The sequence below is a fragment of the Streptomyces sp. NPDC104106 genome, assembly GCF_055584345.1.
This window is the reverse complement of the sequence record NZ_JBVJMF010000013.1, coordinates 34,449-48,259: the sequence shown is the minus strand read 5'-3', so window position 1 is coordinate 48,259 and position 13,811 is coordinate 34,449. Positions and strand designations below refer to the sequence as shown.

The window sequence follows — 13,811 nt, the reverse complement described above, 5'->3', positions numbered from 1 at the left end:
TCCTCAAAAGGAGCGCCCTCGTCTGCAAGAAACCCGTTCGGCCTTTCCGAGCGGCCATGGAACTTGGGCGGCTACCGACGCTGTCGGTGCTGCTGTTCTGGTTTCGGCGCAGCAATTGGTGTCTGGACCTCACGGCTTCGGGGGGTGCGCGCCCCTGCGATGGTCGAGCGCCGGCGGGCGGCTTCGGCGCGCCGGTTGGGAGCCGGGTTTCGGCCGGTGTGCTGGATACGGGTGATCGGGACCCGGGCGGGCCGGCGGGCGGTGGTCAGCTCGCGCTGGTCGGCGGCTTCCCGGAGGAGCTGGTGGGGTGAGTGACCACGGGCTTCGGCGTCGGCGAGGACGGTGGCGAGCGCGGGCCAAGCCGGGTCGGCGAGGATCCGCTCGGCGTGGTCGGGGACAGCTGCCCGTACGTCGTTCCCGAAACACGACGGGCTTCTTCCCTGGACGGCCGGACTGTGAGTTCGGCAAGCGTGGCGGCGAGGGCACGGTCCGCAGCTGTCTGCAGGTGCTGCGCAGCCTGCCGGGCAGCACCAGCCTGGTGAGCGTGATTCTTCGCTTCATGCCAGCGCCTGGCGACGATGGTTGCCCAGAGGAGGGCTGCGAGGCGGCGAGTGTGCTGCCGTCGGGGCCGGCGGCGGTGTGGACGATGTCGCGTGCCAGACATCCAGGAGATGCTCGGCCACTCCTCGATCGCCATCACGGCCGACACGTACACGAGCCTGCTGCCCGAGGCGGACCTGGCGATCGCCGAGACCGCAGCGCGGCTCGTACCGCGCGCCCGCCGGGCGAGTGATGCCGAGAAGCCCGAAGCCGAGCGAGAGGGGGCTGACGCCGGGAAATCCGGCACCGACGAGATGCCGGCGGATGCCGAGGAATCCGCCGCCCAGCCGGGCCGTGGCGGCGCAACCGCTCACGCAAACGGCCCCGGACGCGGAGTCCGAGGCCGAATAGAGCGGCTCGCCTGGGATAAACCCCAGGTCAGAGCTGGTTTTCCAGAGCCCCCTGTCGGATTCGAACCGACGACCTTCGCTTTACAAGTTCCACCCCCCGCCTTTGCGGGCTGCGAGGCGACTCGTCAGCCCGCCGCGCGGGGTCCGCTGATAGGCACTGCGGTACGGCAACGTGCGCCGGTGTTGCCGTCAACGTCTGCCGTCAGATCAGCGGCCTGGGAGCTGCGGTTTCGTCTACGAATCCGTGTTCCGTCGGCCGTGCGGCACGCTGGGCAAGCCATCCGGATACGCGCGGCCCACCGTTCACTGCGTTCCCCTCGACAACCGTGCGAACGTGCTCGAACCCTTGGCGAAGGTAGTACTGCTGCAAGCCCACGTTCGTCGTCCAGGCGTCCAGGCGGAGCCACTTGGCCCCTGCTTGAAAGGCCCTGTTACCGGCCCAATCAAGGAGGCGACCACCCACGTTCTGGCCCGCATGGGTACGCGCGACCGTCAGCTTATTGATGAACAGCGAAGGCTCGGTCAGCTCCTCGTCTGTCCAAAGACCGGCCTCCGCCTCAGGGGTGACTGTGATGGTGGCCGCCGTGGCGTCACCGTCCTTCACCATGAAAACCGTGCCCGCCTCGATCGTCTCCAGCAGCTTGTCTGCCGGATATGGACGCTGCCACTGATCGGTGCCGAGTCGGGTGAGCCAAGCTGCGGCTTCCTCTCGGAAGGCCAACAGCTTGGAGACGTCGTGCCGCTGAGCTGGAGTGATTATCACTGGGGCTCGTTCTCGCTTCGGGCGGAAAGGTCGCCGATCTCGTAGTTCATCTGGTTCAGGTCACCCCGAAACGTCGTGATGGTGCAGCGAATGGGACGGTCCGCCGAGTAGCCGGTACGCGTCCAAAGCAGCACAGGGACCCCCGCCCCGACCTCCAGTAGGTGTGACTCCTCGGGGGTGGGCATGCGTGCTGCGATCTCATCGAAATACCCCACCTGCTCGATTCCCCTGGAAGCGAGGTACCGGGTCGTCCCCTCCTCGATGTCTCCCGGCTCGGCCAGACGCGGCGACTCGTCCACCAGCCACGACGGATAGTAGGTCGCCTGGGTTGACCAAGGGACGTCGTCCACGTAGCGATGACAAAACCGCAATACCGCCTTAGCACCTGCGGCAACGCCCAGACGCTTGGCGATATCTTCCGGCGCCGGCAGCACCTCGACGCGGAAGGTTTGATGAGGTCGGCGGCCCGCGTTGGTCACGTCCGTGTTGTACGCGTCACCGTTCTGCGGGAAGTTCAGGTTCTCGAACTTCGAAGCGTTCAGCCGGAACACCTCATGAGACCTGACGTCGTAGCCGAGCCCCTGGCTCGACGTAATCAACCCCTCACTGACCAGCAGACTCAGCCCGTTGCGCACCGTGTTGCGTGACGCGTCGAACCGCTGTTGAAGGTCGTTCTCGGAGGGCAGCCGCGATCCCGGCGGGAAGGCCCCGTTGGCGATCTCTCGGCGCAGGACATCGGCGACTTGCCGGTACTTCGGCTGCTTGGTCATGCCCCCATGATGACGCACTCGCGCAACTCGTTGGTACATGTTGGCCCCGATCGCTTGACGGCTCACTGTCCGTGGGTGCAGCATCACTGCATCAGCTCGTACCAACAAGCTGAGCAGGTGGTGCAACACCCCTAAGCGGTGCCCACTTGCGCCCACTGCGCCCGGAGGAAAGCCCCGTCAGGGGTGAGTGCGAAGGAAGCGTCAGTTACTTGAGAATTCAACAGTGTGCCAAGTTCGGCAGGGCTCAGTCCCTGTCCCCGCAACGGCCCGGGTGACGGCCGCCGGCGGCCACTTCGTGGCAGGCGAACGTGTCCTGTCCTGCGTATCGGCTCTGGAGAAACGCCAAGGGATCGGTGGGAACCGACCCCTTGCGCGCCACCTGGTACGCGCCGCCCTGCTGGCGTCAGAGCAGTGACGATGACGCGCCCGACTTTCCCGGCTCGGGGCCGGTGTTGCCGTGGCAACGGTGCGCCGGTGAAGCCGTGTCCCTGCGATCTCGCGGGAGGTCGGTGTGAACCGACGACATACCCAGCGCCACCGGCCACGCGGACCGGTCGGCGGCGCCCGTTCAGCTCTCCCGGTCCGCTCTCTGGTTTCGCAGCGTCTGACGCTGCGGCCGGCTGCCTCTCCCGCCCGTCCGGGCCCGCCGTCAACGGGTCCGTACGGGCGGGAGTGCGGGGAGCCGCGATCCGCCGACTCCAACGGCGCATCACCTTGGAGGACACCGCATGTTCGGCAAGCACGACGTCAGCGTCGTCCCCGGCCCTCGCGGCCGGGGCTACCAGTACTCCTGCACTTGCGGCGCCACGGGCGTGGTGACCGGCAGCTCCTTCCGCGCCAAGCAGATGGGCGACCGGCACAAGGCGCTCAAGGCCAACGGCCGCTAGACGACTTCCTCCCAGGCCCCACCGGGGCCTGATCCACACCACAACGGCGCGCACCCCCGGAGTAGCCGCTCCGGGGGTGCTGTTCGGGCCGTTCCACCGGCAAGGGAGAGCACGACCCATGGAACCCATCGTCACTGTTCAGGACGCTGTTACCGCGTTCGGCGACTTCATGGAGCCGACGGACGCGGAACTGGACGCGATCGAGCAGGAACTTCCGCTGATCCTGGCGGAGCGCGACCTGTTGGACGCGCAGATCATCACACTCGACCGCGTCCCGAGCGAACTGGACGCCCGCCGCCTGCGCCGGGCCCGCCGCCGGGTCCTGGCCGAGCGGGCGGCGCTGGCCAACCGCACGGCCACGGCGAGCCTGCCGGGCGGTGCGGCATGAACCCCACCACCGGACAGGCCCTGACGGCCGCGCACGCGGAGGTGAAGGCGGAGATTGCCCGAACGGACGGCAAGACGAGTCTGCTGCTGGCGTTCGTCGGCGCCGTTCTCGCCGGCGCGTGGAGCGTCGGCCACGGCATGACGCTCACCCGCCCCGCACTCGTCGTCGGCGGCGCCGGGATGGTGCTGCTGGTGGCGGCGGCCGGGATGCTGCTGCGCTCGGTCCGCCCGAACCTGGGCGGCGGGCACGGCTTCCCCCTGTGGGCCACCCTGACCCCCGAGCAGATCACCGACACTCTCTCGGCGGACCTGGCCGCCGACGTCGTCGGGCTGTCCCGGCTGGCGGTCGCAAAGTTCACCTGCCTGCGCCGCGCGGTCGATCTCACCCTGACCGGCGGCGCCCTGCTGGTCCTCGCTGTCCTGCTGGCGTTCGGGGGTGCGGCATGAGCGAGTCCCCCGCCCGTCCGGACGGCCTGCCCGACGGGGCCGTGGCGCTGCTGCGCGCGGTCCGCGACGCGCTGAACATCCCCCTTCCGGGCCTGACCGACGCCGACGAACGCGCGTACACCACCTTGATTGAGCGCAGGGTGTCCGACGTGCGGGTCATCCTCGCCGGTGTCCTGGACGAAAACCACGGCCTGACCGGCGCCGCCGAGTCGCTGCGCACCTGGACGGCACAGCACCCGCTCACCTACACCCCCTGGCCCAATGAAGGGGGTGCGGCGTGAAGGCCAAGACCGCGCTGCCCGCCGTCGCGATGACGGCGGTGTCGATGGTCCTGACGTTGGCCGTGGTGGTGATGTGGCTGGGCACTGCGGTGCCGGGGCCCATCGCGCTCATCGTCGGTCTCGGGATCGACGGCGGATGGCTGGCCACCCTCGCCTATGAGCGCCGCCTCGCCGCCCAGGGCGACCACAGCAACGCCGTCACCGGTGTCGGCTGGTCCTTCGGCCTCATCGCGGCCGGCGTCCTGGTCGCCCACGCCCTCACCGCCGACGGCTATGCCGCCGCGTGGCTGGCCGTGGCCTGGTTTCCGCTCGCAGCGAAGGCGCTGTGGCTGGTCCACGGACTGTGGGAGCGCACCGCGCTCACGCCGGCCGCGCTGGACGCGATCCGGGGCATCCAACAGGAAGCCCGCGACGAAGCAGCCGTGGCCCGCGCCCGGCTCCGTGCTGAAGCGGCCACCGAGGAGACCCGGCTTGCGGCCGTGACAGGGGCGGGGGCCCGCGTCGCACGCGTCACAGCCAAGACCGCCAAGACCCTGGCGGGGGCGTGGGCAACCCTGGAGACGGCCCGCGCCGCCGAGGAGACCGGCAGGGCGCTGACCAGCGTGACGGCCCGCGTCACACCCGGTGTCACGCCCCGATGGGAACTGCCCGTGTGGGGCCCGGTGGAGCCCGTGGCGGCGCCCGCGATCGAGGGGCCCGCTCTCTCGGATGACGCGCTGGATGCTCTCGTTGACGAGATCCGTCACAGCGAGGACCCGGCCCTGTCATACCGGGAGATGTCCTCCCGTTTCCGGGCCGCCGGGCACTCCGCTTCCGAGGTCCGCCTTAGGGCCGCCTGGAAGCGCGTCGTGTGATGGCGGCGCTGCCGGTGTTCCGGTGGCGCCTCGCCCCGGACGGATACGCCACCTACCGCCAACTCCGGGCGCAAGGGCTGCGCCCCGGCGGCCAGCCGGTGGCCGCCCAGCTCGAACGCCCCCGCCGCCGACGCGGCCCCCTGGTCGCCTACCTCTACCGCGTCGACCTGGCCCAGCCCGTACGGCCGATGACCCCGGCCAGGTGGGCGGCCCTGGCCAAGGCCAACACGGCGCGCCGCGTCTGCCCCGCCTGCAGGCGGGATGCCGGATACGTCATCCCGCCCTCGCTCGGCATGTGCACGCCCTGCGCCTTCCCCGAACCTTCTGACGAGCCGAGGAGTGCCTGACATGGGCAAGCCCGACACCCGCGCCCTGGACAGGGCGATCCAGAACGCCAAGAACAAGCTGACGGCCGTGCGCAATCAGGACATGTGGCCGCTGGAGGGCCGCGAGCGCCGCGCCGTGCTGCGGGCCGCGGCCGGCGGCGCCTACAGCCTGCACCGGGGCAACGGCACCGCCCGCGCGGACAACCGGATCGACACCATTTTCGCTTCGGCGGAGACCCGGCTCGTTGCGGAGATCTCCGCCCTGGAGACCGAGCGGCAGCGCATCGTGACCGAGGAAGCGCAGGCCAAGGCCGCCAAGAAGTCCACCGGGTGGTGGTGAGCATGGACCACCACCGTTGCCCCCACCACGGGCGCTGATCCCGCGCACCGCCCCGCCCGCGCCGTGACGCCGGGCGGGGCTCCCTCGACTTCCCGCCCCGGTTCCGGGGCAGTTCAGGAGATCCCGCATGAGCGGCAACGTCATCCCTCTCCACAAGCCCGACCCCGACCCGGACTCCGAGCCGTCCGCCGAAACGGCGCCGGTCGATCTGGCCAAGGCACCTGCTCTGGTGGTCCTGCCCACCGCCGCGGACACCGCCGACATCGCGGGTGAGGCCGTCGACCGGGCCGACAACCCGCTTGCCGACTGGCTCACCGTGCCCGACGCGCCGCTTCTGCCCGTGTGGGCGCGCTCGCGTGCGTCGGTGCTGGCCAACGTCCGCGCGTTCGGCCGGCTGACGTGGTGGCACACCCGCTATCACGGCATCCGCACCCCCAAGTACCTGTTCAAGACCGTGCTGTTGGCCGCGCGCGGCTTCTACCGGGCCGCGGCCGGCCTGTGGCCCACCCTGTCGGCGCAGGACCACTCCGCGGCCGTGAAGGCACTCAGGGCGCAGGTCAAGGCCCGCCCGGAAGACGTCGAGCTTGCCACCCGGTTGCAGGCCGCCCACTACGCCCGTACCCAGACCCGCCGTTGGCGGTTCGGAGCCGCCGCCGTGGCCGTGGCCGCCGCCGCGCTGGGACTGGCGCTGGCACCGCCGATGCTCCAGGCCGCCGCGGCCGTCGCCGTCATCACCCCGCTCGCCCACCTGGGCCGCGGCAAGGAGACCCACCTCCTGGACCAGGCGGCGCCGCCGCTGAAGGTCGACATGTCCGCGCAGCAGCTCAACGACGCGTTGCGCGCCGCGGGCCTCCTCAAAAGCGGCAGCGGCAAGGACGACAAGGACCTTCCGAAGGTGCACTGCACGATGGGCCCGGTCCGTGACGGCCGCGGCTGGTCCGTGATCTTCGACATGCCCCGCGGGGGCGGCAAGACCGCGTCCGACGTGCTGGCCAAGCGTGAGGTCATCGCCCAGGAACTCGGGGTCGATGAGATCCAGGTCATCATGTCCCGCGTCCGCGCGGCCAAGGGCGGCAACGCCGGCCGGGTCTCGATGTGGGTCGCCGACGACGACCCCTACCTGGGCACCCCGAACCCCTCCCCGCTGGAGAAGGCAGAGAAGTTCTCCATCTGGGACGCGATCCCCTTCGGGCAGGACGCCCGCGGCAACCGCGTCAACGTCCCCGTCATGTGGCAGTCGATGTTCTTCGGCGGCCTGCCCCGCCGGGGCAAGACGTTCTCGCAGCGGCTGCTGACCGCGGCCGGCCTGCTGGACGCCTACGTGCGCCACTACGTCGCCGACGGCAAGGGCGGCGCCGACTGGAAGGCCATGAAGGCCGTCGCCCACCGCCTGGTCATGGGCGCCGAGGACGACGCGATCGAAGCACTCAAGGCCATGCTGCAAGAACTCCTCGCAGAGATGGAACGCCGCTTCGCACTCCTGCGGGACCTGCCCACCTCGGTGTGCCCGGAGGGCAAGCTCACCCCCGACATCATGGTCAAGTACAACCTGCCGGTCATCTTCGTCACCATCGACGAGCTGCAGGAGTACTTCACCGCGATGGAGCGCGAGGACCGCGAGCAGGTCATCAACGACCTGTGCCGCATCGCCCGCCGGGGACCCGCCGCCGGGTTCATCTGCAACTTCGCCTCCCAGCGCCCGGATGCGGAGTCGGTGCCGCCGAAGCTGCGGGAGATCATCACCATCCGCTACTCGACCCAGGTCGTGGACCGCACCAGCTCCGACATGGTTCTCGGCAAGGGCAAGGCCGCCCAGGGCGCGGACGCCTCCGTGCTGTCCGAGGAACACCAGGGCGTCGGTGTCCTGGTCACCGGCCCGGCCTCGTTCGTGACCGTACGCGCCGACTACCTCGACGGGCCCGGCTTTGCGGCGCTGTGCCGCAAGGGCCGCGCGCTGCGGGAGGCCGCCGGACAACTCACCGGCGACGCGGCCGGCGACGTCACCGCCGCCGCGGACGCCGCCGGGCTGAGCGTGCCCGCGATCGTCTCCGACGTGCTGGAGGTCATGCGGCACTCCCCGCGCATGTTCACCACCGACCTCCTCAACGGCCTGGTCAACCTGGACGAGGACGTCTACGGCGACTTCAACGCCGAACGCCTTGCCGCCGAACTGGAAGCCGCGGGCGTGAAGCGGACCAGCAAGCAGGTGAAGATCAGCGGTGCGAACGGCGCCGGATACCAGCGGCGCGACATCGAAGCCGCCGTCCCCGCCGAGATCCTCCTCAGCACCGGCAGGTAAAGCCCTCCCCCTCTACCAACCCCTCACCCGGCACCCCTCCGTGCCCCGGCTGGCGGTCCTTCCGTGACCGCGGCCGGGTAGCGGGGGCTCTTTACCCCGGTAGAGGGGGCGGTAGAGGCCCCTGACCTGCAAGGTAAGGCCGGTAAAGGGGGCCCGGCGCCCCCTGCCCGCACCCCCTCCACACCCCGTTTCAAGGGGTCTTCCCCGTCCCCGGACAGCTCTTCGGAAGGGACTTCCGCATGCACACCGAGACCACCGCCGACACCGTCGGGCAGGCCGTCAACCCGCTCGCGGACGCCGTCATGCAAGCGGCCGTCGACAACGCCATTCAGCAAGCACGTCTGCACGACGCCAGCCCTAAGGCCGTCATCGGCGCCGCGCCGCCCGTGGCCCAGCCCGGCCGGCCGCCGATGTCGCAGCGGGCCGTGGACGCCAGCACGCTGATGCTGTCCGCCGGCGCCGCCTCCCTGCCCGTCGGGGCCGTCGCCATCGGGGTCCTGCTCGCGTCCGGGCAGGCCGACCCCACCGTGGTCGGCATGATCTGCGCCGCCCCCGCCGCCGTGGCCGCACCGATCCTCGCCATCGCCCGCATGCTGCGCCGCGCCAAGGACGTCCTGCCGCCCGAGATCCACCAGCACTACACCGGCCCCGTCTACCAGGACCAGCGCAACGTCACCACCACCACGCGCGGCGTGTGGGCCAAGACCAACAACCAGCAGCGCTAGGGCGGACGTTCCGTGACCGCGCCGCCGAATGCGAAGCGGCTGCACATCCGTCCGATGAAGTGGAAAGCCGCCTGCGCCTACGTCGACCAACACCACCGCCACCACGACCCCCCGCAAGGCCATCAGTTCTCGCTCGGGGTCCACACCGATAACGGTGCCCTGGTCGGCGTGGCCATCGTGGGTCGACCCGTCAACCGCAACTTCGACAATGGATTGACCATCGAGGTCACCCGCGTCGCCACCGACGGCACCACGAACGCCTGCTCTGCCCTGTACGCAGCTGCATGGCGTACCGCGCGCAGCGCTGGCTACCGCCGCGCCATCACCTACACCCAAGACGGCGAAAGCGGCGCGAGCCTGCGCGCCGCGGGCTGGGTCAAGGTCGCTGACCTGCCTGCCCGCCCCGGCTGGGACGCTCCCAGCCGTCCCCGGCGCACGCTCGGCACCGAAAACGTGGCTCGTGCCCTGTGGGAGATCACCACCCACGACGCGTCATCCCTGCCCGAACCGAGTGACGAAACACGTGACGAAACCCGCGCTCGCGGACGTCGAAACCGCTGCCCAGAGTGCAGGAAGCCGATCACGGCAGCTGCCACAGGGCGGCCCCCGCGGTACTGCTCACCAGCATGCCGCCAACGCGCCTACCGACGCCGCACCCACAGCCGCTAGCTACGCCAAGGGCGGCCCCCCATTCCGCCAAGAGCCGGGGCCGCCCTGACCTTCCAGCACGCTGATGACGAACTGGAGACACCCAGGATGACCCAACCCACCGACATCCGACGAGTACAGGCCAACGCCCCCGCGCTGGGGGTGGCTGTATGAGCAGCGTGCTGACCGCTGATCTGTCCTGCCTCCCGCTGCTCGCCTCCGCCCTCACCGCAGCAGAGCGCGGATGGCCCGTCATCCCCCTGCACCCGCGCGCCAAGTGGCCGGCCGGGCACCCCGAACGGGACTGCCCCGGCACCGGACGCTGTGCGGACGGGCACCGCAAGCCCGAGCAGCGCGCCACCACCGACCCCGCACTCATCCACGCCACGTGGGCGATGCGCCCGTACAACGTCGGGATCGCCACCGGCCCGGCCGGGCTGCTCGTGGTCGACCTGGACGTGTGCAAGCCCGAAGAGCCGAAAGGAGCGCCTGACGGCGCAACTTCCCTTGCGGCGCTCTGCGAGCGCACCGGGCAGACCGTCCCCGCCACCTACCGGGTGCGGACCGCACGCGGCGGAGAGCACCTGTACTTCACCGCCCCCGCCGGAATGCGGCTCAAGTGCAGCGCGAACCGGCTCGGCCCGCACATCGACACTCGCGCATGGGGCGGATACGTCGTCGCCCCCGGCAGCACCACCCCCGACGGCGCCTACGAGGTGACCGACGACGCCCCCGTGGCCCCGCTGCCCGCGTGGCTGACCGCGCTGCTCACCGAGCAGCCCAAGCCCGCGACCGTCGCCCTCGCGCCCGTCCGGGACGGCACCCGCGCCGCACGAGTCGCCCTCGAACGCGAATGCGCGGTCATCATGGCCGCCACCGAGGGCGGACCGAACGGCCGCAACAACACCCTTCACCGCAGCGCCTGCAAGGTCGCGCGCTTCGTCGCGTGGGGCCACCTCCCCCGGAACGCGGCAGAACAGGCAATCCAGGCGGCGGGGGAGGCTACCGGACTGCCGCCGGCCGAGTGCCGCACGACGATCCGCAGCGCCATGGAGTGGGTCATCGCGAACGCCACACCACGGGAGGCAGCGTGAGCGGCCCCAACTCCCCCCGCCTGGATTGCTTACCCCCCGCCGCCACCAGGCCACACGCCGCCCCACAACCTGTGGACACCGCGGCCGTAGGCGAGCCGAAAGGCGCCGCCCGCAAGGGCGTCCCCTCTGCTCTTCGCCCTGCCCCGCAGGCCGGCGACGGCCGCTACCCCGTCGCGTGGCTGCACATCCGGGCCCCGCGCGGCACCGTGCCCACGGCCACCTCGAAATGCCGGTGCGGCTGGGACCGAAGCGCCGTCGGCAAACCCAGGGTGCTCGCCCTGATCGAAGCTCACACCGCCCACCGCGACACCTGCCCGCTTCGCAACTCCCAGGAAGGAAGGGCCGCCGCATGACCCCCACCATCGACGGGGCCGCGCTGCTGGACGAGGTGGAAGCCTTCCACCGGCGCTTCAACGTCTTCCCCACCGAGGCCGCCTACGTCGCCGTCGTGCTGTGGGACGCACACGCTCACCTGCTCGACTGCTTCGAGTCGACTCCGCGACTGGCCTTCCTGTCCCCTGAGCCGGGCTCGGGGAAGTCTCGGGCGTTGGAGATCGTGGAAACGCTCGTGCCCAACCCGATGGCCGCCGTCGACGCGTCCGCCGCCGCACTCTTCCGCGCGGTGTCCGGGGTCGACGGCAAGCGGCCAACGATCCTCTTCGACGAGATCGACACCATCTTCGGCCCCAAGGCCGGGGAGAACGAGCAGCTACGGGGATTCATCAACGCAGGACACCGCCGCAATCGGCCGATGTTCCGCTGCGTGGGCGACGGTGCCAACCAGACCGTGCAGGCCTTCCACTCCTACACCGCCGTAGCCGTGGCCGGACTCGGCTCCCTGCCCGACACCATCCGGGACCGCTCCGTCAACATCCGCATGCGCCGCAGGGCCCGCAACGAGAAGATCGAGCCTTACCGCACCCGCATCCACGAAAAGGAAGGGTTCGCCCTGCGTGACCGGCTCGCCGTATGGGCCGAACAGGTCACCGAGCGCGTCATGGGTGCCTGGCCCGAGATGCCCGACGGCATCACCGACCGGCCCGCCGACGTCTGGGAACCGCTGCTCGCCGTCGCGGACGCTGCCGGTGGGGGCTGGCCAGACCGGGCCCGAGAAGCCTGCGTTGCCCTGGTGACCGCGTCCAAGGTCAACGACAAAGGCAGCCTCGGTGTGCGGCTGCTGACCGACCTGCGCGACCACGTCATGGTCGGCATCGATCGCCTTCCCACTGTGGCCATCCTGGACCGGCTCAACGCCATGGACGACGCCCCATGGGCCGACCTGGGGGGCAAGCCCCTCGACAACCGGCGCCTGTCCAAGATGCTCGCCGAGTACATGACGGCCGACGTCGAGCCGATCACCTCCCGCAACATCAAGACCGCCGGAAGCGTCCTCAAGGGCTACTACGCCGCCGATCTCCGGGACGCGTGGGCCCGCTACTGCCCCCCTCCCCCGGAAAGTCCGCTACCTCCGCTACCCGGTACGGAAAACGCGGCCTGACCAGCAGCAATCCGGTAGCGGCTCGCAGCACTGCGAGCCGCTACCCCGCCGCTACCCATCCGCTACCGCTACCCCTTCCCGCTACCCCGCACAGGCCCCTGACCTGCGCGGTAGCGGCGGTAGCGGAAGTAGCGGTCCTCAGAAGGGGGCCCAGAAAGGCCCCGCTCAATTCCTGGAGGTTCGACGTGCGCACCGCCGTGCCCGAAACGCCCGAAGCCTTCACCGTCCCGGAAGTCATGACTGCCCTGCGCCTGAGTCGAAGCAAGGTCTATGACCTCATCCGCTCGCGCCAGTTGGCGAGCTTCACCATCGGGCGCGCACGCCGCGTGGCCCCGGACAGTTTGCGCGCATTTATGCAGGAACGAATCAAGGAGAACGCGGCCTGATGGCAAGCCGAAAGAGGAACCCAAACGGTGCCGGCAGCATCTGGCAGCGGAAGGACGGACGCTTCGAAGCACGCGTTTACGTCCCTCAGCCCGACGGCACCCGAAAGCGCAAGACGGTCTACGGCGCAACTTGGGACGAGTGTGACGAGAAGCGTCAGGAACTCGTTCGCCGAGACCGCCAGGGAATCCCGACGCCCTCCCGGTCCGCGAAGCTCTCCGAGTGGCTGCCGTACTGGCTGGAGGAGCACATCAAGCCCAACCGGAAGCGCACCACGTACATCAAGTACGAGATGCATGTACGGCTCTATCTCGTGCCCTTGCTCGGTACCAGGCGCCTGGAGTCGCTCACCACGGCGAACGTCCGCCGGATGCTCTCGGAAGTCACCAAGCAGTCATCGGCGGCAACCGCGAAGGAGTCTCACCGTGTGCTCCGCACAGCTCTGACAGCCGCATGTCGTGAGGAGCTGATCAGCCGCAACGTCGTGCAGTTGGTCCCTGCCCCCAGAGTCGAGCCGCGCGAGCTGCACCCCTGGTCGCTGGATGAGACCCTGACGTTCCTGGAGGCCGCGCGGACCGACCCGCTCTACACGGCGTTCGTCCTCGCGGTCGCACTCGGCTTGCGACGCGGCGAGATCCTGGGATTGCAGTGGAAGGACGTGGACCTCGACCGGCGCACTCTCACGGTCCGGACCACGCTGCACCGTGGCGGCAAGGAGCTGTACCTCGACACGACCAAGAACCGGCGAGCGCGGGTGATCCCGATTCCGCTGATGTGCGTGGCGCCGCTCCGGTGGCAGCGGCTGCGGCAGGCGGACCGGCGAGCCGCTGCCGGCGCGGAGTGGCATGAGAGTGATCACGTGTTCACGACACGCAGTGGTCGGCCGATCGAGCCGCGGAATCTGTACCGGTCATTCCTCCGGATCGCGTCCTCCGCCAGCCTGCCGCAGATCCGGTTGCACGACACCCGCCACGGCTGCGCGTCGCTGTTGTTCGCGGCGGGGATCGCGCCCCGGACCGTGATGGAGATCTTGGGTCACTCTCAGATCGCGGTGACGATGAACGTGTACACCCACGTGAGCGACGGTGACCGGCGAGAGGCCATGGGGCACATGGATCGCCTGCTCAGGCGACGCCGTTAGGCGGGACTGCCGTCAAG

16 protein-coding genes and 1 pseudogene are annotated in these 13,811 nt (G+C 70.1%); 14 read left to right on the top strand and 3 right to left on the bottom strand.

Annotated features, from left to right (window positions below):
* Positions 1-71 precede the first annotated feature (71 nt).
* From ACZ60X_RS27605 to ACZ60X_RS27595, 3 genes and pseudogenes are all read right to left on the bottom strand, one after another.
* Positions 72-657, bottom strand: a pseudogene (locus tag ACZ60X_RS27605) (mobilization protein); the annotation flags it as partial.
* Positions 658-1,152: 495 nt separating this feature from the next.
* Positions 1,153-1,713: a GNAT family N-acetyltransferase gene (locus tag ACZ60X_RS27600; RefSeq protein ID WP_469603801.1), complete on the bottom strand. Its 561-nt coding sequence runs from the start codon at positions 1,711-1,713 to the stop codon at positions 1,153-1,155.
* A complete protein-coding gene (locus tag ACZ60X_RS27595; protein WP_469603798.1) occupies positions 1,710-2,483 on the bottom strand; it encodes a GntR family transcriptional regulator in 774 nt (257 codons plus the stop codon). The genes ACZ60X_RS27600 and ACZ60X_RS27595 overlap by 4 nt, the downstream gene beginning before the upstream one ends.
* Positions 2,484-3,211: 728 nt before the next feature.
* Between ACZ60X_RS27595 and ACZ60X_RS27590 the strand changes: the two genes are divergently transcribed.
* The 14 genes from ACZ60X_RS27590 (at position 3,212) to ACZ60X_RS27525 (ending at position 13,794) form a co-directional block, all read left to right on the top strand.
* Positions 3,212-3,370, top strand: coding sequence for a hypothetical protein (locus tag ACZ60X_RS27590; RefSeq protein WP_469603795.1), 159 nt, complete (start codon positions 3,212-3,214; stop codon positions 3,368-3,370).
* 118 nt (positions 3,371-3,488) lie between these two features.
* The gene (locus ACZ60X_RS27585; RefSeq protein ID WP_469603793.1) at positions 3,489-3,758 is read left to right on the top strand and encodes a DUF6284 family protein; all 270 of its coding nucleotides are present in this window, start codon (positions 3,489-3,491) and stop codon (positions 3,756-3,758) included.
* The gene (locus tag ACZ60X_RS27580) at positions 3,755-4,204 is read left to right on the top strand and encodes a Pycsar system effector family protein (RefSeq protein WP_469603790.1); all 450 of its coding nucleotides are present in this window, start codon (positions 3,755-3,757) and stop codon (positions 4,202-4,204) included. Before ACZ60X_RS27585 ends, ACZ60X_RS27580 begins: the two co-directional genes overlap by 4 nt.
* On the top strand, positions 4,201-4,485 hold the full coding sequence (locus ACZ60X_RS27575) for a hypothetical protein (RefSeq protein ID WP_469603787.1): 285 nt from the start codon (positions 4,201-4,203) through the stop codon (positions 4,483-4,485). The genes ACZ60X_RS27580 and ACZ60X_RS27575 overlap by 4 nt, the downstream gene beginning before the upstream one ends.
* On the top strand, positions 4,482-5,339 hold the full coding sequence (locus ACZ60X_RS27570) for a protein spdB (RefSeq protein WP_469603784.1): 858 nt from the start codon (positions 4,482-4,484) through the stop codon (positions 5,337-5,339). Before ACZ60X_RS27575 ends, ACZ60X_RS27570 begins: the two co-directional genes overlap by 4 nt.
* Positions 5,339-5,686 carry an RRQRL motif-containing zinc-binding protein gene (locus ACZ60X_RS27565; protein WP_469603781.1) on the top strand — a complete coding sequence of 116 codons (348 nt, stop codon included), beginning with the start codon at positions 5,339-5,341 and terminating at the stop codon, positions 5,684-5,686. Before ACZ60X_RS27570 ends, ACZ60X_RS27565 begins: the two co-directional genes overlap by 1 nt.
* Position 5,687: 1 nt before the next feature.
* On the top strand, positions 5,688-6,005 hold the full coding sequence (locus tag ACZ60X_RS27560; protein ID WP_469603779.1) for a hypothetical protein: 318 nt from the start codon (positions 5,688-5,690) through the stop codon (positions 6,003-6,005).
* 127 nt (positions 6,006-6,132) lie between these two features.
* Positions 6,133-8,304 carry an FtsK/SpoIIIE domain-containing protein gene (locus tag ACZ60X_RS27555; protein WP_469603777.1) on the top strand — a complete coding sequence of 724 codons (2,172 nt, stop codon included), beginning with the start codon at positions 6,133-6,135 and terminating at the stop codon, positions 8,302-8,304.
* Between the two features lie 239 nt (positions 8,305-8,543).
* On the top strand, positions 8,544-9,029 hold the full coding sequence (locus ACZ60X_RS27550; RefSeq protein ID WP_469603774.1) for a hypothetical protein: 486 nt from the start codon (positions 8,544-8,546) through the stop codon (positions 9,027-9,029).
* Between the two features lie 12 nt (positions 9,030-9,041).
* Positions 9,042-9,698, top strand: a complete 657-nt coding sequence (locus tag ACZ60X_RS27545) for an XF1762 family protein (protein WP_469603771.1) — start codon at positions 9,042-9,044, stop codon at positions 9,696-9,698.
* Positions 9,699-9,847: 149 nt separating this feature from the next.
* Positions 9,848-10,771 (top strand): bifunctional DNA primase/polymerase, encoded by a 924-nt coding sequence (locus ACZ60X_RS27540; RefSeq protein WP_469603768.1) that lies wholly within the window; start codon positions 9,848-9,850, stop codon positions 10,769-10,771.
* Between the two features lie 349 nt (positions 10,772-11,120).
* Positions 11,121-12,269: a DUF3631 domain-containing protein gene (locus tag ACZ60X_RS27535; protein WP_469603766.1), complete on the top strand. Its 1,149-nt coding sequence runs from the start codon at positions 11,121-11,123 to the stop codon at positions 12,267-12,269.
* 185 nt (positions 12,270-12,454) lie between these two features.
* Entirely contained in the window at positions 12,455-12,655 is a 201-nt protein-coding gene (locus tag ACZ60X_RS27530) for a helix-turn-helix domain-containing protein (RefSeq protein WP_469603763.1), read from the top strand.
* On the top strand, positions 12,655-13,794 hold the full coding sequence (locus ACZ60X_RS27525; RefSeq protein WP_469603761.1) for a site-specific integrase: 1,140 nt from the start codon (positions 12,655-12,657) through the stop codon (positions 13,792-13,794). The genes ACZ60X_RS27530 and ACZ60X_RS27525 overlap by 1 nt, the downstream gene beginning before the upstream one ends.
* Positions 13,795-13,811: the final 17 nt, after the last annotated feature.